Raw genomic sequence first — 20,837 nt, 5'->3', positions numbered from 1 at the left:
AATTTTAAGCTCAAATGAGCTTAAAATTTATCTTAATGTAAATGCTATCGGAAAACGAAGATAGCTTGCTTTTTACTCGCCTTTAATAAGTTGTTAAAATGCTCGTATATGTCACAATAAGCATTAAGCAAATTTAACTAGCTTAGCACGGTTTAAACGGTAGAAAAACTAGCTCTCAAGTCCTAAATTTGCTCTGTATTCTTCGTATGTGCCTTTAAAATCAACGATTTCGCCATTACCTTTTAGGTGTAAAATTCTATTTGCAAAGGCGTCTATCAACTCCCTGTCGTGGCTCACGCAGATGACTGAGCCATTAAAGTTGTAAAACGCCTCGCCAAGCGCGATGATAGCCTCGAGGTCGAGGTGGTTGTTTGGCTCGTCCATGACGAGTAAATTTGGTCTATGAAGCATGAGCTGAGCTAATCTTACTCGGTGTTTTTCGCCACCGCTTAGCGCTCCGACTGCCTTTTCTTGCTCAGCACCACTAAAGAGCATCCTGCCAAGGCACTTTCTGATCTCGTCGATGTCCTTGTTTTTGGCATCTTGTAAGTACTCATAAAGCTTTAGCTCGCCATCTATCTTATTTACCGTATCTTGCGCAAAATATCCTAGCTCAATGGTCGCACCTATATGCACCTCGCCCGCGTCAGGCTTTATTTCGCCCATTATGATCTTGCAAAGTGTGCTTTTACCAACGCCGTTATGACCGATGATAGCTAGCTTGTCGCCCTTTTCAAGCTTAAAGTTAAAGTTTTCAAATATCACTTTATCATCAAATTTCTTACTTATGTTCTTTAGCTCAATTAGCTCGTTGCCTATCTCGCGGTTTGCACGAAAGAGTATGCTTGGATCACGCCTGCTTGAGACTGCGATCTCGGCGATATCTAGCTTTTCAAGCTGTTTTGCACGTGAGGTCGCCTGCTTTGCCTTGCTCGCATTTGCTGAAAATCTCGCGATAAATTTCTCCAGCTCCTCTTTCTCTTTTAGCTTCTTATCACGCTCCATCTCATGCTGCTTTGCGATCAAATTTGCAGCCATATACCAATCATCGTAGTTGCCTGAAAACTCGCGAATTTTCTTAAAATCCACATCCAAAATGTTTGTGCAAACTCTATTTAAAAAGTGTCTGTCGTGGCTGATAACCACAAGTGTGCCCTCGTGGCGGTTTAGCTCGTTTTCTAGCCATGCGATCGCGTCTATATCAAGGTTGTTTGTTGGCTCGTCTAAGAACAAGATGTCTGGCTTTGGAAATAGCACTTGAGCTAGCAAAACTTTAACTTTATCTGAGTTTTCAACCTCGCTCATGAGCTTGTCAAATTCATTTAGTCCAAGTGAGCTTAGGATTTTTTCTATCCTAGTCTCGTACTCGTAGCTTGGATCCTCCTCGGCACTTATCATCTCAAGCTCGCTTAAGCGCTCGTTTATCTCATCTGTAAATTCCTCGCTCATATAGAGCTTCTCTTTCTCTTTAACAGCATCGTATAGGCGCTTGTTACCATAAAGCACCGCATCTTTTAGCGTGAAATTTTCAAACGCAAACTGATCTTGCCCAAGCACGCCAACCTTTAGTCCATTTTCTATGATGATCTCGCCGCTAGTTGGCTCGATAGCTCCGCTTAAAATTTTTAAAAATGTCGATTTACCAGCGCCATTTGCACCGATTAGTCCGTATCTGTTATGGCGATTTAGCTTTAAATTTACATCCTCAAATAGCAAACTGCTTGCAAATCTTTGAGTAAGTCCCCTAACTTCTAGCATTATTTTTCCTTGAATTTATTTTTTGCGATTTTGCCTAAAATTTGATTAAAAAGCCATTTGCTACTTTAGTCTAAAATGCCCCGTGATCTTGTAGCTATAAAGTATGTTTTCTTCTTGCACGCCAGAGCCGATATTGTGGATGACAAGCGGCGTTTGGCCTTCAAATTTATCTGAGATCACGCCGATGTGAGGTAGATTTCTTGGTAGCATCCATGTGACGATATCGCCTGGCAGAAATTTATCATCACTCACCTCAAAACCTTTTCTTTTTAGAAAGGTAGCGATGTTTAAAACACGCCTGTGATCGATGTTTTTATCAGCCTTTTTAAGGCCCCATTTTTTAGGATAGCTTGCGAAATTTCTACTCATATCTTCAAAAATGAACCTTTGCAGATCCATCTCTTGATGACGTAGTGCTCTTACCACAACGTCGGTACAAACGCCCTTTTTGATATCCACGTCGCCCATAGGATAGGCGAGCTTTTCATAGCTTGGATCGTAACTTAGCGTCACACCGATCTGCAACCTAGCGTCATTTACAAATTTACTCGCCGAAAAGGCAAAAATTTGCGTGGCAAAAAGAGCCAAAAGTAGAAATTTCTTCATTTTCTACTTTAAAAGCATTGTTTTTAAGATACGCTTTCCTATCTCAACGCCTGGCTGATCGTAGGTGTTGATGCCTAGCATGATACCAGTGGCCGAGGTTAGTAGCTCGTAGTAAAAAATGAGCCAGCCAGCGTGAAACTCATCAAGTCTCTCAAGTGTGATCGTATCGACACTTATGCCCTCTTGCACCAGCGCCATAGCCGTCGCGTCGCACTGCAAATTTATAAGCTCATTTAGGCTTAGACCCGCCACAAAATCGCACTCTTCAAGCCCTTTTAGGCTAAAGCTTGGGATAGTCTTGTCGCTTGCGTGATCTTTTATCTTTATAAATGTCACGCTCTTATCTTTTACGCCGTCCATTATAAGCTGCAAAAAGCTGTGCTGATCGCGGCTACCAACAAGTCCAACTGGCGTAAGGCCGACCCTTTTATAGCCTCTTTTTTTACCAAGGCTCTCCGCCCAAAGCTGCACATACCAGTCGTTAAATTCAAAAAATCTATCGCAATAGCTAAAAATGACATTTATGCTGGCACTTCTGCTAGTGGCGTAGTGATAGGCTTTAGCGACTATGGAGCTATCTTTTTGCTCGATGTATTGCTTTTTGCAAGCAAGCGCACCTTCCAGAAGTGCCTTTATATCGTAGCCGCAGATACCAAGAGGCACAAGGCCGATCGCGCTTAGCACGCTAAATCTCCCGCCAACATTTTTTGGGATGTTAAAAAATTTGATCCCATTTTCTTTGGCGAAATTTTCTAAATTTGTACCTGGATCAGTTATGATGAGGAAATTTTTGCCTAAATTTTGAGGTTTAAAGTCATCAAGTAAGCACTTAAAAATAGTGATCGTCTCGATCGTGTTGCCTGATTTTGAGCTTATTATAAAAAGTGTCTCGTCAAAATTTAGCCCATCAAGCGTGCTTTTGTAGCTGCAAGGATCGACGTTATCTAAAAATAAAAGCTCTCTTTTTATCCCCTTTGTACCTTCAAGCATCGATTTTAGTGCCTTTACGCCAAGACTGCTGCCACCAATGCCAACAAGTACTACATTTTTGATATGAGCTAGCCCCTTTTCATACTCTTCGATCTCGCCAAGTAAATTTTGCCCGAGCACTGGCAGGTGGTAGTAGCCTATCTCGCCGCTTTCGTATTCGTCGTTTATGCGTTTGGCGTAGGAGTCGATGACATCGCTACTTGCAAAGTTAAATTTAAATGAAGTTTCTATCATTTACTGCGCTCGTAAAAGAAATTTGTAGCCTCGACAAAGCCATCGATGCTGCCACAGTCAAACCTCTTGCCCTTAAATTTATAAGCTAGCACCATGCCATCTTTCGCCTGAGTTTTTAGCGCGTCAGTGATCTGGATTTCGCCGTTTTTGCCTGGTTTTGTTCGCTCTAAGATGTTAAAAATATCTGGCGTTAGGATGTAGCGGCCAATTATCGCTAAATTTGTCGGAGCCTCAGCAGGATCAGGCTTTTCAACCATATCATCAACCATTATGAGATCATCTTCTATAAACCTACCGCTTACGACGCCATAAGACTTGGTCTGCTCTTTTGGCACCTCCATCACAGCTACGACGCTGCAACGGTATTTCTCATAAATTTTAACCATTTGCGAAAGCACGCCCTCGCCATTTTCATTTATGCATAGATCATCTGCCAAAATGACCCCAAATGCCTCATCTCGAACTAGAGTTTTGCCCGTATAAATGGCGTGTCCAAGCCCTTTCATGGCATTTTGCCTAGTAAATGAAAATGTGCATGAGCTCATTAAATTTCTAACTTCGCTAAGCAGTGACTCTTTTGAGCTGCCTGCGATCTCTTTTTCTAGCTCGTAGCTGATGTCAAAATAGTCCTCAAGCGCCCTTTTTCCGCGTCCTGTGACAAAGGCCATATTATCCATGCCAGCCTCAAGCGCCTCATCAACGCCGTAGTGAATGAGCGGTTTTGTAAGGATCGGCAACATCTCTTTTGGGAGCGATTTTGTAGCTGGTAAAAACCTCGTTCCATATCCAGCCGCTGGAAATAGGCAAGTTTGTATCATTTTAGTCCTTCATAAAAAATTGCAAAATTCTACTATCTTTTCCTTAATAATATAAATTTGTCTGAATTTACAAGGCTTTAATTAGCAAATTGATAAGATTTTTAAAATTTTTAAAAAAGAGCAAATTTGCAGACGATTGATAGGATTTTCAAAGCCCAGCTTGATATAAAAAAGTCAAATTTCTTAGCATTTTTGTGCCCGATAAGCTCGTTTAAAAGCTTGCACGAACACCTAAAAGAGGAGCATTTTAAGGCTGTTCACGTAGTTTGGGCGACAAGGGAGTTAAACAAATACGGTCAAATCGTTGAAAATCAAAGCGATGACGGCGAGCCAAAGGGCACTAGCGGCCAGCCAAGCCTAAACGCGCTAAGAGGAGCACAGCTTATAAACGTTGGGGTCTTGATAGTTCGCTACTTTGGCGGGATAAAGCTTGGCACTGGAGGGCTTGTCAGAGCCTACTCAGGGGCTGTGAATGAAGCGATAAATGAAGCCATAAAAGATGGTGGCGTGATGAAATTTGAGTTAAAAGATGAGGTTAAATTTTTTACGCCATTTTCGCTGATGAGCCGCTTTGAGCACTACTTCGCCACTAAAAATTTAAGTGAGCTTGAAAGAGATTTTAATGATGCTGGAGCGAATTGGAGCGTAAATTTAAATGAGGCCGAGTTTGCTGAGCTATTTAAATTTTGCAAAGAATTTGAAGTAAGCGAGTTTAAATTTCTAGCCTTGCCACTTGGTAGCAAGGCGCTGTTTATTTATTAATTGTAAAATCGCACAAATTTAAAAAGAAAGTAAAAAATGGAAATTTGGAACGACATTTATAACCACTTTAACCCAGTCGCCTTTAGCCTCTTTGGCTTTAGCGTGCACTGGTATGGGCTTATGTATATTTTGGCCCTTGTTTTGGCACTTGCGATGGCAAAATATCTCGTTAAAAAAGATGATATCCCTATATCAAATCAACTTTTAGATAACTACTTTTTTTGGGTAGAGATAGGCGTCATTTTAGGCGCTAGGCTTGGCTGGGTTTTAGTTTATTCTGGCGAAGCAGGATATTATCTAACGCAGCCTTGGCAAATTTTTAATCCAATCCACAACGGCGAGTTTATAGGAATTCGCGGCATGAGCTATCACGGCGCTGTGGTTGGCTTTTTGCTAGCTACGATTTTATTTTGCAAAAAGTATAAACAAAACGCTTGGCAGCTACTTGATCTTTGCGCCATCTGCATACCTTTTGGCTACACCTTTGGCAGGATAGGAAATTTCTTAAATCAAGAGCTTTTTGGCAGGGTCACAGACGTGCCTTGGGCGATAAATGTCTTTGGTCAGCCAAGACATCCAAGCCAGCTTTACGAGGCATTCTTAGAAGGTTTAGTTATTTTTGTCATTTTATTTTTATATAGAAAATATAAGAAATTTAATGGCGAACTCATAGCACTTTATGCCATTTTATACACATTTGCAAGATTTATTTGCGAATTTTTCAGAGAGCCTGATTCTGGACTTGGATTTATTATCTTTGGTCTATCGATGGGGCAAATTTTATCACTTATTATGTGTGGGCTCGGAATTTTTGTCTATATTAAACTCTATAAGAGATTTACGAAAATTTAATGTCAATATTTAAAATTTATTAAAGTAAAGTTCTGATAACATTAGCTTTATCAATTAATGCTAATGTTTAAATTAGTATTAAGAAATGATAACTTATTTCAAATTTCTTAGGAGGGCTCATGACCGGGCTTATAGAAGGTTTTTTGGGGAAACGGTCGGACGGCAAAAAAAGCCGCACTCCAGCCGCTTGGGATAGATGGCAAAGTATTACAGGATTTATTCTAGCCTGTTTCATATTGTGCCATATGGTTTTTACTTCTACTATACTACTTGGCAAAGACGCATTTAACGCTGTCGTAGGATTTGCAGAGGCTAAATTTTTATTTGGCGAGGCTACTTGGTGGATCACAAATGTTATAGCTGCTGTTATCTTTGTAGTTTTTGTAACTCACGCCTTCTTGGCAATGAGAAAATTTCCTGCAAATTATAGACAATACTTAATGTTTAGAGGCCACAAAGACCGCATGAAGCACCTTGATACCACACTTTGGTGGTTCCAGTTTTTAACAGGCTTTGCTCTATTTTTTGCAGCAAGCGCCCACCTCATCGACATCATCTTTGGCGGACACATCACTGCTGACAAATCAGCTGCTGCTTTTCACAAACTAGAAATTTTCTACTTCGCACTACTTGTTTTCATGGTCGTTCACGCTAGCGTTGGCATGTACCGCTTATATGTCAAATGGGTAAGCATTGATGGCGTAAATAAACACGAAATGTTTGCTAAAAGAAACAAGGCAAAAACAGTTGTATTTGTCATTTATGGCATACTTGCTGTGATCGCTTTGATCGCTGATTTCGTGTGGATCAGCCATTAAAAAGGAGCTAGAAGATGAATGTAAAATATTATGACGCATTGGTAATTGGTGGCGGTCTAGCTGGTCTTAGAGCTGCTGTGGCTGCTGGAGAAAAGGGCTTAAGCACCGTAGTTTTGAGCCTCATCCCTGTAAAACGCTCTCACTCTGCTGCTGCACAAGGCGGCATGCAAGCAAGCCTTGGCAACTCTAAAATGAGTGAAGGCGATAACGAAGATGTACACTTTGCTGACACAGTAAAAGGTAGCGACTGGGGTTGTGATCAACAAGTTGCACGTATGTTTTGTCAAACTGCACCAAAAGCGATTCGTGAGCTTGCAGCTTGGGGCGTGCCTTGGACTAGGATCACAAAAGGCGAAAGAAGCGCTATCATCAACGCTCAAAAGACAACTATCGTTGAAAAAGAAGAGGTTCATGGCCTTATCCACTCACGTGACTTTGGTGGTACAAAAAAGTGGAGAACTTGCTACACAGCTGACGCAACTGGTCACACCATGCTTTTTGCTGTTGCAAACGAAGCGCTTAAACACAATGTAGAAATTCACGACCGTAAAGAGGCGATCGCTTTGATACACCAAAATAACCGCTGTTACGGCGCGATCGTTCGTGACCTAGTAAATGGCGAGATCACAGCCTATGTTTCAAAAGGCACACTTATAGCAACTGGCGGTTATGGTAGAGTTTATAAACACACTACAAACGCTGTTGTTTGCGAAGGTATCGGCGCTGCGATAGCACTTGAGACTGGCGTAGCTCAGCTTGGCAACATGGAAGCTGTTCAGTTTCACCCAACTCCGATCGTCCCATCTGGCATTCTTTTAACAGAAGGTTGCCGCGGTGATGGTGGAATTTTACGTGACGTTGATGGATACCGCTTTATGCCTGATTATGAACCAGAGAAAAAAGAGCTAGCTAGCCGTGACGTCGTTAGCCGCCGTATCATGGAGCACATCCGTGCAGGCAAAGGCGTACCTAGCCCTTATGGCTATCACGTTTGGCTTGATATCTCTATCCTTGGACGCGAGCACATCGAGAAAAATTTACGTGACGTTCAAGAAATTTGCGAAATTTTTAACGGCATCGATCCTGCTGACACTGAAGTATATACTGACGAGACAGGACATCAGCGTGGCAAAGGCTGGGCGCCGATCCTACCTATGCAGCACTACTCAATGGGCGGCATCAAGACAAAACCAACTGGCGAGAGTCCAACACTAGCTGGTCTATTTAGCGCTGGCGAGGCTGCTTGCTGGGATATGCACGGCTTTAACCGCCTTGGTGGTAACTCAGTTTCTGAGACAGTCGTCGCTGGTATGATCGTTGGTGATTATTTTGCAGATTATTGTGCTAGCCACGAGATCGAGATAAACACAGCTGATATCGAGAAATTTGTTAAAAAACAAGAAGACTATCTAAATAGCCTCGTCACAAAAGAGGGTAAATTTAACGTCTTTGATATCAAAAACAAGATGAAAGAGGTAATGTGGGAGCACGTTGCGATATTTAGAACAGGCAAAGGTCTAGAGCTTGCTGTTAAAGAGCTTGAAGCACTCTACAAAGAGTCACTTGATGTAAAAGTAAGCAACAAAGCACTATTTGGCAACCCAGAGCTTGAAGAGGCTTACCGCGTGCCAAAGATGCTAAAACTAGCACTTTGTATCGCAAAAGGCGCGCTTGATAGAACAGAGAGCCGTGGTGCTCACTGCCGTGAAGACTATCCAAAGAGAGATGACCTTAACTGGCTAAACAGAACGCTTACAAGCTGGAAAGAAGGCGACACTATGCCAACTATCACTTATGAGCCACTTGATATCATGAAGATGGAGATGCCGCCAGCATTTAGAGGTTATGGTGCAAAAGGAAATATCATCGAACATCCAAACAGTGCTATCCGCCAAAAAGAGGTCGATGAAATTCGCGAGAAAATGCAAGCAGAAGGCAAGAGCAGACAAGAAATTCAAGAGGCTTTGATGCACTATGACCTTCAACCAAAATATAAAGCACCAAATGAAAGAGCAGGTATAGGAAATGAGTAGAAAAATAACCATAAAAGCTTTTAAATACAATCCTTTAAGCAAAGTTTCAAAGCCTCATTTTGCGACTTATGAGCTTGAAGAGACTGATGGTATGACGCTATTTATCGCGTTAAATCAAATTCGTGAGAAATTTGATCCAGATCTTAGCTTTGACTTTGTTTGTCGTGCGGGAATTTGCGGAAGTTGTGGCATGCTAGTAAATGGCAAACCAAGCCTAGCTTGCAGAACCCTAACAAAAGACTTTGAAAGCGGTGTCATCGAGCTTATGCCTTTGCCAGTCTTTAAACTACTAAAAGATCTAAGCGTAGATACTGGCAATTGGATGAACGCTATGAGTAAGCGTGTCGAGAGCTGGATACACACAGATCATGAGACAGATATCTCTAAGCTTGAAGAGAAAGTTGAGCCAGAAGTCGCCCAAGAAGTTTTCGAGCTTGATCGCTGTATAGAGTGCGGAATTTGTGTCGCATCTTGCGGAACAGCTATCATGAGACCTGATTTCATCGGCGCTGTTGGTCTAAACAGGGTTGCTAGATTTAAGATAGACGCACTTGATAAGAGAACTGACGAGGACTTTTACGAGCTAATCGGCGATGATGATGGCGTATTTGGTTGTATGACTTTGCTTGGCTGCGAAGACAACTGCCCAAAACACCTACCACTTCAAAGCCGCATAGCTTATATGCGTAGAAAAATGGCTGCTATAAAGTAGCAAAGGGGCTGTAAAAAGCCCCAAATTTATTTAAATACTCTGCAAACTGACGCCAAGATACAGATACAAATATCTAACGCTGCAAATAAGAAAAATACAAATATTAAAAGCGGAAACGACAAGACTAAGCCCATTATATAACCAAGTGGCAAGGTAATAAAAAATAAAAGACCAAAGCCAACACTAAAGCAAAAAAATAGTGCAAATAATGAAGCGATTATGTTTATAAATAAGTTGATATTATCAAAGAAAAACTCTGTTAGGCTTATATATTTCATGCGGTGTTTATAGCTTTTAAGATTACAAAAACTGGTGAAAATTTATCTAGCATTTTAGAAAAAAATGAACTATGGAACTAGATGTCGATTAGACGGCGTCATGGATGAGCTAGGACTTTCTAAAATTTACATCCAAGCAAAGAGATATAAAGATGGTAGCAACATAGGCAGGCAAGAGATACAGCAGTTCATCGGCGCTATCTCAAATAAAAATACCAAAAAAGGCGTCTTTATCACTACAGCGAAATTTACAAAAGAAGCCCAAACGTTTGCCAAGGATAGTCAAAACTTTAGCGTAGTCTTGATAGATGGCAACAGACTGGCTGAGCTAATGATAAAGTATAAAGTAGGCGTTCAAACAAGCCAGATATATGAAATTTGCAAGATTGACACTGATTTTTTTGATGAAAATAATTTTTAGTAACTAGGATAAACAATATTTTTTCATATAAATTTATCTGCGTCGCCACCATAGAAAACTCAAATTTTACCAATCCAAAACACATTTTAAACCAAATTTCACTCTTATAAACGCCGTCTAAATTTTAAGTGTTATAATTACGGCAAAATAACGATTTTAAGGAGAAAGTATGCGATCACGCATAATTACTGGCGTTTTGATGTTTGTTGCTATTTTGGTAGTTTTTTTTATAGATAATTATATTTTAAATTTTATTTTGCTTGGCGCTGTGCTTTACTTTGCCTTTAATGAGTCGCTCAAGCTTTATGGCATCGATCACAAACAGCTAGTTTATGCAGCGCTTGCATTTTACGTGCTTACATATTTTACAAATCCGATCTTCATCGCGATCCTTGCAATCATGCTAGTGGCATCTATCCTTGCACATATAAAAAGCGAAAATTTAAAGCTAGTCGCCCCTTTTGTCTATCCGACAACTCCTATCTTTATGATGTGGATGCTCTACTCGGAGTATGGCATGGGCTATCTTGCGTGGCTTATCTTAAGCGTCGTTGCAAGTGATAGTGGCGCATTTTTCGTTGGTAAGATGTTTGGCAAGCACCCATTTAGCCCAAGCTCACCAAACAAGACCATCGAGGGCGCAGTTGGCGGCGTGGTAGTAGGCACCATAGTTGGTTGCGTCGTTGGAAATTTCGTAACAGATGGATTTTTTCAAATTCTATTTTCAAGCTTTTTAGTCTGCGTCTTTGCGGTCTGGGGAGATCTATTTGAGAGCTATCTAAAGAGACTTTGCGGCGTCAAAGATAGCGGCACGCTTTTCCCAGGTCACGGCGGTATGCTTGATAGGATAGATGGCTATTTATTTGGCGTTGTTGCGCTACTTTGGTCGCTATCGTGGTAATACTTGGCTCAACTGGCTCGATCGGCAAAAATACTCTAGCGCTCTGCGAGAAATTTGACATTAGCGTCGAGGCGCTAAGCTGCGCTAAAAACGTAGCTTTGCTAAATGAGCAAATTTTAAAATTTAAGCCAAAATTTGTCTGCGTGGGCGATGAAAAGTTAGCTAAAAATGTAAAAAACATTGAAGCTAAAAACATCTTTTTTGGCGAGGCTGGACTGCTTGAGATGCTTGAAATTTCAAGCTCAAAAAAGGTGATAAACGCCCTTGTTGGCTTTGCTGGGCTTGCTCCTAGTCTAAAGACGCAAGCACTTGGCAAAAGGCTGGCACTTGCAAATAAAGAGAGCCTTGTAGTTGGTGGCAAGTTTTTAAAAACAAGAGAAATTTTGCCCATTGATAGTGAGCATTTTGGGCTTAAATTTCTACTAGAAAACAAAACTCCTGCCAAAAAACTCATCATCACAGCAAGCGGCGGGGCATTTTATAAAAAGCCGATCAAATTTCTAAAAGATGCCACGCCGTCTGACGCGCTAAAACACCCAAACTGGGATATGGGCGCAAAGATAACGATTGACAGTGCGACGATGACAAACAAGCTTTTTGAGGTGATGGAAGCCTACTGGCTTTACGGCATAAAAGATATCGAGGCTGTGATAGAGCCAACCTCAGCCATCCACGCCGTGGTAGAGTTTATCGACGGCTCAAGCACGATGCATCTCTCACGCACAGATATGAAGCTAGCCATTTCGCATGCTATCTTTGAAAAAGTTGAGCAAAATATCGTCTCTCACGCAAATTTACTTGATCTAAAAAGTATCAAATTTCATAAAATAAGCCCTAAAAAATATCCAGTCTTTTCGCTAAAAGATGAAGTCTTAGCAAATCCTGATCTAGGCGTAGTGATAAACGCTGCAAACGAGGTTGGAGTATTTAGCTTTTTAGAGAAAAAGTGCTCATTTTTGGATATCTCAAGGCTCATTTTGGGCTCTGCAAAGAAATTTAGAAATTTAAAGATAACAACCCAAGATGAAATTTTTGAAACCGACAAAGAAGTTAGAAATTACGCAAAAAGGATGCTAAATGCAAAGGTATGAGGGGTATAAATTTGATCTTAGGCAAAGCTTGATCGGTGTGCAGTTTCTGTTTGTCGCCTTTGGTGCGCTCGTGCTCGTGCCTATCCTTACGGGGCTTGATGCAAACGTAGCGCTCTTTACCGCTGGCCTTGGCACGCTGCTTTTTCAGCTAATAACTAGAAAAAATGTCCCGCCGATCTTTCTAGCAAGCTCGTTTGCTTTCATCGCTCCGCTTCAGTACGGCATCGAAAAATGGGGCATACCAGTGACTATGGGTGGCGTTATATTTGCTGGATTTTTCTACGTCGCGCTAAGTCTTGTGGTTCGCTTTGGCGGAGAGAAAATTTTGCATAAAATTTTACCTCCAGTTGTCGTTGGCCCAGTTATCATGACCATAGGCCTCATACTCGCTCCAAATGCCGTTAAGATGGCTACTTCAGCTACTGAGATCTACACCCAAAACGTAGCTATGATGGTAGCAGCCACCTCGCTTATCGCCACTATCGTTGTCATGATGCTAGGACGGGGGATGTTTAGGCTCATACCAATCCTGCTTGGCATCATCGCTGGCTACATCGTGGCTTACTGCTTTGGTATGGTTGATTTTAGCGCCATCGCAAGTGCCCCTTGGTTTAGAGTGCCAAGCTTTAGCGCACCAAAATTTGAACTCGAAGCGATCATATATATGATACCTATCGCCATCGCCCCAGCGATTGAGCACATCGGCGATATGCTCGCTATCTCAAACGTCACAAAAGAGGATTTTTTGAAAAATCCAGGGCTTAAAAACACCCTTTTAGGCGACGGCCTAGCCACCTCGCTAGCTGCTGCCTTTGGTGGTCCGCCAAACACCACCTACTCAGAGGTCACAGGCGCAGTTAGCCTTACAAAAGCGTATAATCCAGCAATCATGACCTTTGCAGCGATCACTGCTATCGTGCTAGCCTTCGTTGGCAAGCTTGGCGCGGTACTCTCAACCATCCCAGCTCCAGTCATCGGTGGCATCATGCTGCTACTTTTTGGCATCATCGCAAGCGTTGGCATGGAGACACTTATAAAAAACAGAGTCGATCTTGCTGATCCTAGAAATATGATAATCGTAGCCCTCATCTTCATCTTTGCCATCGGCGGCATGGTGCTTGACCTTGGAGCGGTTAAATTTTCAGGTATCGGACTTGGCGCGGTTACTGGTATAGTTTTAAATTTGCTTTTGCCAAAAACAAAGCATTACGAAGGATATTAATGCATAAATTTAGACTTTTTCTAGCAGCTCTTGCGGCTGCAAGCCTTGCAAATGCAAGCGCACTGGACTATGCACTTATCAAAAAAGGTGAGCCAAGTAGCAATACTATGCTCTTAATCGGTGGCATACAAGGCGACGAGCCAGGCGGCTTTTTGGCGGCCTCTATCGTGGCGACTGACTATAACATCACAAAAGGCTCGCTTTGGGTCGTGCCAAATTTAAATTTCCCAAGTATCATCGAGCGAAGTCGCGGCACAAAGGGCGATATGAATAGAAAATTCGCCCACGTCGAAAAGGACGATCCAGACTACAACTCAGTGATGAAGATAAAAGACGTCATAACCGACAAAAACGTCACTCTCATCTTAAATTTACACGATGGCAGCGGATATTACAGAGATACTTTTATAAATAAGGACGAAAACCCCGACAAATGGGGCAATACCTGCATCATAGACCAAAGCACACTGCCAGGCTCAAAGTACCCAGAGCTTGAAAGCATCGCCTCAAGCGTAAAAGACGTGCTAAATAAGCACCTCATAGATCCAAAACATCAGTATCACGTCAAAAACACGCACACTGCTATGGGCGATAAAGAGATGTTAAAAAGCCTCACCTACTACGCTATCACGCAAAACAAGTCTGCCTTTGCAAACGAAGCTAGCAAAAATTTAAACGCCGAGCAAAGGACATATTATCACCTTATAGCGATCGAAGAGTATATGAAAAAGGCTGGCATTAGCTTTACTAGGCCATTTGAGCTTGATGTCAAAAGCGTGAAAAAGGCGATCGAAAAGGAGATCAGGCTTGAGCTATTTGACAGCTACGCTCTTAGCCTTAAAAATTTAAAGCCAGTGATAAGCTTCGTGCCATTTAAAAAGGGCGAGCTAAGCTACCACTCGCCAAATCCGCTAATCGCCGTCATAAAAGATAACGACACTTACAAAGTGCAGTATGGCAACCGCTCTGTCACAAGGCTAAAACCGCAATACTTCGAGTTTGCAAAGCCACTTGATAAAATTTCTCTTACGATCGACGGCAACGAGCAGGAGCTAAAAAGTGGCGATAAATTTAGCGTTAAAAAGAGCTTTAAGATAAAATCGCTCAAAAACGTGCGCGTAAATGTCATAGGATACGGCACTAAAAGCGTTGATGAGAGCGAGCAAGAGATCGATAAAAACAGCCTAAACAAAAGCTATAGCATAGATAAAGATGGTAAAATTTACCGAGTTGAGTTTTACAAAAGCGAAAATGGCAAAGAGAAATTTGCTGGCATGATACTAGCGGAGTTTAGATGATACTTGGCATCGAAAGCAGCTGTGATGACAGCTCTGTCGCGCTCATAGATGAAGGCACGCTGGAGCAAATTTATTATAAAAAGATCTCGCAAGAAGAGGAGCACGCTATCTTTGGTGGCGTGGTCCCAGAGCTTGCGGCTAGGCTTCACACAAAGGCGCTGCCAGCACTTTTAAATGGCATCTTGCCAAATTTAAAAGATATAAACGCCATCGCTGTGACAAACGAGCCAGGGCTAAGTGTGAGCCTGATAGGCGGCGTCAGCATGGCAAAATCGCTAAGCATCGCCCTAAATATCCCGCTAATCGCCGTAAATCACCTAGTTGGCCACATCTACTCGCTATTTTTAGACCGCGAAGCCACCTTCCCACTTGGCGTTTTGCTAGTTAGCGGCGGACATACGATGATACTTGAGATTAGCGAAAATGGCGAGATTTTAGAGCTTGCAAGCACAAGCGATGATAGCTTTGGTGAGAGCTTTGACAAGGTGGCAAAGATGCTTGATCTTGGCTATCCAGGAGGTGCTGTGGTGCAGGAAAATGCACTTTTGTGCGAGGACAAAGATAGGTTTAAATTTACCGTCCCACTTCTTCACGATAAGCGCCTTGAATACAGCTTTTCAGGGCTTAAAAACCAGGTTAGAGTTGAAATTTCAAAGCTTGAAATCATCACACAAAAAGATATCGCCGATATTTGCTACGCCTTTGAAAATACGGCCTGCGAGCATATTTTAAATAAGCTTGAAAAGGTTTTTAAGCTAAGAAATTTCAAGCGTTTTGGCGTGGTTGGTGGAGCGAGCGCAAATTTAAATTTACGAAAAAGACTTGAAGCGCTTTGTCAAAAAAATGGATGTGAGCTTTTGCTAGCTCCACTTGCGTTTTGCTCTGATAACGCGCTGATGATAGCAAGAGCTGGACGTGAGAAATACTTAAAAAAAGAGTTTATCTCGCATGATAAACTGACTATAAATCCAAGGGTTAGTTTTAAGAAAATAGAAATTTAAAATTAAAGTAAATTTGATGGTGGCTAAAGCTAGCCACCTTGCTTAAATTTAAAGCCTTGTCTTCATCTTTTCAAATTCATCTTTTATCACTTGTTCGTGTGGCTCGCTAGTCATTTTATTTATCGCGTCGCCCCAGATACTGACCATGATGATGGCTAGGCTTGAGGTTAAAATGCCTGGTAAAATTTCATAAACATAGGCATTTAGCCCTGATGTTATCCAAAATATCACGGTCACACCCCCAGCTATCATGCCAGCAAGCGCTCCAAGTGCGCTCATGCGTTTCCAGTAAAGGCTAAAAAGAAGCACCGGACCAAAGCTCGCGCCAAATCCAGCCCAAGCGTTGCCAACAACGTTTAGAACGTTATCTGTAGAGATAAAGGCAAGTACGGTAGCAATTATCGCTACAACCACGACTGCATAGCGGCTGATCGCTGTTTGAGTGCTTTGGCTCACCTCTTTTTTATAAAAGGCAAAGATAAAATCCTTTGTGACAGAGCTTGAAGTGACCAAAAGCTGGCTTGAGATGGTACTCATGATCGCTGAAAGCACGGCTGAGATGATGATACCTATAAAAAATGGTGGGAAAAGTAGCTCACCAAGCTTTAAAAACACTGTCTCAGGATCGCTTAATCCGCCTCTTTGGCTAAAATAGACAAAGCCGATAAGTCCGCTCATAATTGCACCTAGTAGGCCGATCGTCATCCAGCCGATACCGATCCTTCTTGCCTTTGCAAGCTCTTTTGAGTCACGTATCGCCATAAATCTAACGATGATATGTGGCTGTCCAAAGTAGCCAAAGCCCCAAGCTAGAAGGCCCAAAATGCCCCAGAAAGTCTGATCTCTAAATGGATTTAGGTGATTTGCATCAAGCCTGCTTATCTCTTTTATCAAATTTGTATCGCTTGGCAAGTCTAAATTTAGATATGCCACGACTGGGATCGAGACTAGAACGCAAAACATCAAAAGTCCCTGAAATGCGTCAGTTATGCTAACAGCCTTAAACCCGCCAAAAAATGTGTAAAAGACTACGATTATGAGCGTAAAGACCGCTCCGTATGCAAATTTTAAGCCAAAAAAGCTCTCAAATGTCTTGCCGCCAGCGATGATGCCACTACTTACGTAAAGTGTGAAAAATATCAATATGATAAGACCTGAGATGATCCTTAAAATTTTCGTCCTATCTTTAAAGCGGTTTTCTAAAAAATCAGGTATCGTGATACTGTCGCTCGCAACCTCAGTATAGACCCTAAGCCTTTTTGCTAGAAATAAGTAGTTGCAGTAAGCTCCCACGATAAGACCAGCTATCATCCAGACATTTGCCACGCCAGTTGCGTATAAGGCCCCGGGCACGCCAAGTAGCATCCAACCACTCATATCAGAAGCGCCAGCGCTAAGTGCGGTGACGACTGGACCCATTTGACGGTTATCTAGCAGATATTCGTTCATACTTGCATTTTTATCGTAGAAATATCGTCCGATGAAGAGCAAGAAACCAAAATAGATGGCGATGGCTAAATAAGACCCAAAGCTCATAAAATTCCTTTCAAATAAAATAAAACGCTTATGTTATTATAAAATCATTTAAATTTCAATGAGCGGGCTCATTCCTTAAAAATTTTTAAGCAAAATGATATATTTTTTTTCGTATCATTTAAGGCTACATTTTAAAGAAAGGACGAAGTTGAACGCTCAAAATTTAGCCAAATTTCTATTTTTTATAATAATTGTCTCACTTGGAACATATTTTTTCTATCCAAGAGATCTTAGTGAGGCGCAAGAGATCGCATATATCAAAAGTTACGGAGTGACGCTAGGCCTTACGATAGGCGGTATTGCTATAGGTATAACACTTGGATTTATTTTAGCTTTTATTAAATTTTTAGATATCAAGGTTTTAAATTTCGTCATAGATGAGTATATCGACATCTTGCGTGGAACGCCTGTAATACTTCAACTTCTAATATTTTCAGTAGTCATTTTCGCCACTTGGAGTGACAACTTCTATGTCGCCGTGATCGCACTTGGACTAAATAGCTCAGCTTACGTTGCTGAGATCGTAAGAAGCGGCATAAATAGCGTCGATAAAGGTCAGATGGAGGCAGCTAGGGCGATGGGGCTAAACTACTACGTTTCGATGCGTGAGATAGTCTTCCCACAAGCTACTAAAAATATCTTGCCAGCGCTTGCTAATGAGTTTATATCGCTTTTTAAAGAGACCTCAGTCGTTGGCTACATAAGTGTCGTTGATATTACGATGCAAAGTAAGAGCCTTCAAGCGGTATTTTACAGCCCAGAGCCAGTCATTTTTACGGGCATTGTATATTACGTGAGTGTTAAATTTTTCACCCTTTTGGTTAAGCTACTTGAGAGGAGACTAAATCGCCATGATTGAGATTAAAAATTTAAACAAAAGCTATGGCGATTTGCGTGTTTTAAATGACATTAGCGTGAATATCAAAAAAGGCGAAGTCATAGCGATAATTGGCCCAAGTGGCGGCGGAAAAAGTACATTTTTGCGCTGCATAAACCGACTTGAAGAGCCAGATAGCGGGCATATCAAGATAAATGGTGAAGATATCCTCAATAAAAAATCAGACATAAATAAAATTCGCCAAAAAGTAAGCATGGTCTTTCAGCACTTTAACCTTTTTGCAAACAAAAACGTCTTGCAAAATTTAACTCTAGCTCCTATAAAAGCTGGGATCTTAGACAAAGAGAGTGCTGAGAGGAGGGCAGATGAGCTGCTAAAGAGCGTTGGGCTAAGCGATAAGAAATTTGCCTACCCGCACAAGCTCTCAGGCGGTCAAAAGCAGCGTATCGCCATCGCTAGAAGCCTAGCTATGGAGCCGGAGGTGATACTATTTGACGAGCCAACAAGTGCGCTAGATCCTGAGATGATCGGCGAGGTGCTTGATATCATGAAAGATGTCGCAGCAAAGGGCATAACGATGCTTGTGGTGACTCACGAGATGGGCTTTGCAAGAAACGTGGCAAATAGAATTTTCTTTATGGACAAAGGCAAGATAGCAGTTGATGACACACCAAAAAATGTCTTTACAAATCCGCAGCACGAGCGTCTGCGAGAGTTTTTAGGTAAAATTTTAAATCACTAATAAGGGGTAAAATGAAAAATTTATTAAAAGTTTTAGCGTTAGGGTTAGTTATGTTTTTTATAGGTTGTGGTGATGATAGTGGCAAAAAAACAGCTGCAACTGCGCCAGAAGCTAGCAAAGAGGTAGTTTATAAGGTAGGATCAAGTGCTGATTATCCTCCGTTTGAGTATCTTGATGATAAAAATCAAATCGTTGGCTTTGAGATCGATCTTCTAAACGAGATCACTAAAAAAACTGGGATCAAATTTGACGTTGCAAATATGAGTTTTGATGGGCTAATACCAGCTTTAAAAACAGGCAAGATCGATATCGTGATAAGCGGCATGAGTGCAACTGATGAGAGAAGAAAGTCTGTTGATTTTACTAAGCCATATTATTTTTCAGAGAATTTGTTTATCCGCAAAAAAGGCTCAGATGTAAATAAAGACAATCTTAAAGATAAGAAAATTTCAGCTCAAGTTGGCACGCTTCAAGAAGAGGCAGCTAAAAATATCACAACTCAGTCAATCCCAGCTGAAAATGTAGCAGCAGCTATAATGTCACTAAATGCCGGTAAGATCGATGTTGTGCTTACTGATAGCCCGATAGGCGTTGAGTTTTTAAAACAAAATCCAGACTTAGAGGAGTTTTTGAGACTTCCTGACGGCACAGAGGGCTTTGCGATGGCATTTGATAAGGGCAAACATACTGATCTTATCAAAAAGATAGATGTTGCGATCGAAGAGCTTCAAAAATCTGGCGAATTTGACAAAATGCTCGCTAAATACGACCTTAAAAAATAAATTCTAATATAAATTTGCAAGAGGCAAAAATGCTTCTTGCAAAAAATCTCACAAATTTCTAATTTATAAAATTTAATATTATTTAAATATATTGTAATAAAATTGTCAATTTACTTTAAGGAGAATGCAATGAAATCACTCAGGATGAGAACAGCACTTGTGCTAAGTGTCATGATCTTGGTTTGTGTCAGTGTAGTCGGCCTTATTACCTATAATATGGCTAAAAATTTATATACCGACAGGGTCGAAAGTAAAGAATTCCCACTTGCTGTCAATGAAGTTGGTTATAAAATAGAATCTTACATCGATAAGATAATCGACGCTTCTTATCAAATAACTCAAAATAGCTTTTTAATAGACTGGGTTAAAAATGGCGAGGACGAGCACGGTAGAAAGGTCTTGTTTGACTATTTTCAGACTCTTGCTAAAAATTTAAAGCTAGATACGATAATGTTTGGCTCAGATAGAACCCTAAACTACTACGTCGAAGATAAAATTTTAAAGGTCATTAACCCAGAAAATGACAAATGGTACTACGCCTTAAAAGATGGCAGCAGCCCAAGCCTAATCGACATCAACAAGGCTGAAGACGGCAGCGGCAAGATAATGATGTATATAAACTACAAAGTTCAAAAAGATGATAAATTTTATGGTATCGCAGCGACTGGCGTAAATTTAAGCGAGATAGTAAATTTTGTCCAGTCACAAAAGATAGGTCGTGGCGGTAAATTTCTACTAGTTGATGAAAAAGGCGACATTAAGATCGGCAAAGACGTAAGCGGCAATCTAAAAGATTTAGTTGGCGATGCAAACCTTAAAAAGCTAATCAACGAAAATGGCGGCTACATATCGCTGGATAAGGATGGCAGAAATTTATTGATCGGCTCAAAATATATCAAAAGTATGGGCTGGTATCTTATTGGAGAGCTTGATAAAGACGAGCTTTTAGAGGATTTAAACTCACTTGCTTATGCATCTGTTGGAGTGCTTGTGGTGGTGCTTATTTTAGGACTATTGCTCTCACTTTATCTATCTTCATATCTTTTAAAAATCATCCTCAAACTAAAAACAGGCCTACTATCTTTCTTTGATCTACTAAATCACAAGACAAACAAAGCACAGCCTATAGAGATAACATCTAAAG

Annotated in this window: 20 protein-coding genes; 15 read left to right on the top strand and 5 right to left on the bottom strand. The window is 41.2% G+C overall.

Annotated elements, in window-relative coordinates; translation table 11 throughout:
* Positions 1-168 precede the first annotated feature (168 nt).
* From abc-f to galU, 4 genes are read right to left on the bottom strand one after another with little or no spacing between them, the layout of a single operon-like run.
* Positions 169-1,758, bottom strand: a complete 1,590-nt coding sequence (abc-f, locus tag F3G91_RS03520) for a ribosomal protection-like ABC-F family protein (RefSeq protein WP_149700701.1) — start codon at positions 1,756-1,758, stop codon at positions 169-171.
* A gap of 60 nt (positions 1,759-1,818) precedes the next feature.
* The gene (locus F3G91_RS03515; RefSeq protein WP_149700700.1) at positions 1,819-2,364 is read right to left on the bottom strand and encodes a DUF1287 domain-containing protein; all 546 of its coding nucleotides are present in this window, start codon (positions 2,362-2,364) and stop codon (positions 1,819-1,821) included.
* Between the two features lie 3 nt (positions 2,365-2,367).
* On the bottom strand, positions 2,368-3,588 hold the full coding sequence (locus F3G91_RS03510) for a glucose-6-phosphate isomerase (protein ID WP_149700699.1): 1,221 nt from the start codon (positions 3,586-3,588) through the stop codon (positions 2,368-2,370).
* Entirely contained in the window at positions 3,585-4,406 is an 822-nt protein-coding gene (gene galU / locus F3G91_RS03505) for a UTP--glucose-1-phosphate uridylyltransferase GalU (RefSeq protein WP_009294249.1), read from the bottom strand. The genes F3G91_RS03510 and galU overlap by 4 nt, the downstream gene beginning before the upstream one ends.
* A 126-nt stretch (positions 4,407-4,532) precedes the next feature.
* Here galU and F3G91_RS03500 point away from each other — a divergent pair, with 126 nt between their 5' ends.
* The 11 genes from F3G91_RS03500 (at position 4,533) to tsaD (ending at position 15,795) form a co-directional block, all read left to right on the top strand.
* Positions 4,533-5,168, top strand: coding sequence for an IMPACT family protein (locus F3G91_RS03500; RefSeq protein WP_149700698.1), 636 nt, complete (start codon positions 4,533-4,535; stop codon positions 5,166-5,168).
* 36 nt (positions 5,169-5,204) lie between these two features.
* Positions 5,205-6,020, top strand: a complete 816-nt coding sequence (lgt, locus tag F3G91_RS03495) for a prolipoprotein diacylglyceryl transferase (protein ID WP_149700697.1) — start codon at positions 5,205-5,207, stop codon at positions 6,018-6,020.
* 119 nt (positions 6,021-6,139) lie between these two features.
* The gene (locus tag F3G91_RS03490) at positions 6,140-6,838 is read left to right on the top strand and encodes a fumarate reductase cytochrome b subunit (protein ID WP_035160410.1); all 699 of its coding nucleotides are present in this window, start codon (positions 6,140-6,142) and stop codon (positions 6,836-6,838) included.
* 14 nt (positions 6,839-6,852) lie between these two features.
* Positions 6,853-8,871 (top strand): fumarate reductase flavoprotein subunit, encoded by a 2,019-nt coding sequence (locus F3G91_RS03485; RefSeq protein WP_004317497.1) that lies wholly within the window; start codon positions 6,853-6,855, stop codon positions 8,869-8,871.
* Complete coding sequence (locus F3G91_RS03480) at positions 8,864-9,583, top strand: fumarate reductase iron-sulfur subunit (protein WP_004317555.1); 720 nt, start codon at positions 8,864-8,866, stop codon at positions 9,581-9,583. Before F3G91_RS03485 ends, F3G91_RS03480 begins: the two co-directional genes overlap by 8 nt.
* Before the next feature lie 342 nt (positions 9,584-9,925).
* Positions 9,926-10,282: a restriction endonuclease gene (locus tag F3G91_RS03475; protein ID WP_149700696.1), complete on the top strand. Its 357-nt coding sequence runs from the start codon at positions 9,926-9,928 to the stop codon at positions 10,280-10,282.
* 169 nt (positions 10,283-10,451) lie between these two features.
* Complete coding sequence (locus F3G91_RS03470) at positions 10,452-11,183, top strand: phosphatidate cytidylyltransferase (protein ID WP_149700695.1); 732 nt, start codon at positions 10,452-10,454, stop codon at positions 11,181-11,183.
* Complete coding sequence (gene dxr, locus F3G91_RS03465) at positions 11,165-12,274, top strand: 1-deoxy-D-xylulose-5-phosphate reductoisomerase (protein ID WP_149700694.1); 1,110 nt, start codon at positions 11,165-11,167, stop codon at positions 12,272-12,274. Before F3G91_RS03470 ends, dxr begins: the two co-directional genes overlap by 19 nt.
* Positions 12,261-13,496, top strand: a complete 1,236-nt coding sequence (locus tag F3G91_RS03460) for a uracil-xanthine permease family protein (RefSeq protein WP_103611143.1) — start codon at positions 12,261-12,263, stop codon at positions 13,494-13,496. The genes dxr and F3G91_RS03460 overlap by 14 nt, the downstream gene beginning before the upstream one ends.
* Complete coding sequence (locus tag F3G91_RS03455) at positions 13,496-14,794, top strand: M99 family carboxypeptidase catalytic domain-containing protein (protein WP_103611144.1); 1,299 nt, start codon at positions 13,496-13,498, stop codon at positions 14,792-14,794. The genes F3G91_RS03460 and F3G91_RS03455 overlap by 1 nt, the downstream gene beginning before the upstream one ends.
* Positions 14,791-15,795, top strand: coding sequence for a tRNA (adenosine(37)-N6)-threonylcarbamoyltransferase complex transferase subunit TsaD (gene tsaD / locus F3G91_RS03450; RefSeq protein ID WP_149700693.1), 1,005 nt, complete (start codon positions 14,791-14,793; stop codon positions 15,793-15,795). The genes F3G91_RS03455 and tsaD overlap by 4 nt, the downstream gene beginning before the upstream one ends.
* Before the next feature lie 48 nt (positions 15,796-15,843).
* Here the strand turns inward: tsaD and putP are convergent, their stop codons facing one another.
* Entirely contained in the window at positions 15,844-17,331 is a 1,488-nt protein-coding gene (gene putP, locus F3G91_RS03445) for a sodium/proline symporter PutP (RefSeq protein ID WP_149700692.1), read from the bottom strand.
* A gap of 148 nt (positions 17,332-17,479) precedes the next feature.
* Between putP and F3G91_RS03440 the strand changes: the two genes are divergently transcribed.
* The 4 genes from F3G91_RS03440 to F3G91_RS10420 all read left to right on the top strand — a co-directional run.
* Complete coding sequence (locus F3G91_RS03440) at positions 17,480-18,190, top strand: amino acid ABC transporter permease (protein ID WP_012140157.1); 711 nt, start codon at positions 17,480-17,482, stop codon at positions 18,188-18,190.
* Positions 18,183-18,911 carry an amino acid ABC transporter ATP-binding protein gene (locus F3G91_RS03435; RefSeq protein ID WP_103612966.1) on the top strand — a complete coding sequence of 243 codons (729 nt, stop codon included), beginning with the start codon at positions 18,183-18,185 and terminating at the stop codon, positions 18,909-18,911. The genes F3G91_RS03440 and F3G91_RS03435 overlap by 8 nt, the downstream gene beginning before the upstream one ends.
* Before the next feature lie 11 nt (positions 18,912-18,922).
* A complete protein-coding gene (locus F3G91_RS03430) occupies positions 18,923-19,693 on the top strand; it encodes a basic amino acid ABC transporter substrate-binding protein (RefSeq protein WP_149700691.1) in 771 nt (256 codons plus the stop codon).
* 129 nt (positions 19,694-19,822) lie between these two features.
* Positions 19,823-20,837 (top strand): cache domain-containing protein (locus F3G91_RS10420; protein WP_149700989.1); only part of this gene is annotated, 1,015 nt, incomplete at its 3' end.

It is taken from the genome of Campylobacter concisus (assembly GCF_902460715.1).
Classification (GTDB): Bacteria; Campylobacterota; Campylobacteria; order Campylobacterales; family Campylobacteraceae; genus Campylobacter_A; species Campylobacter_A concisus_AK.
This window is presented reverse-complemented; position numbering and strand designations above follow the sequence as displayed.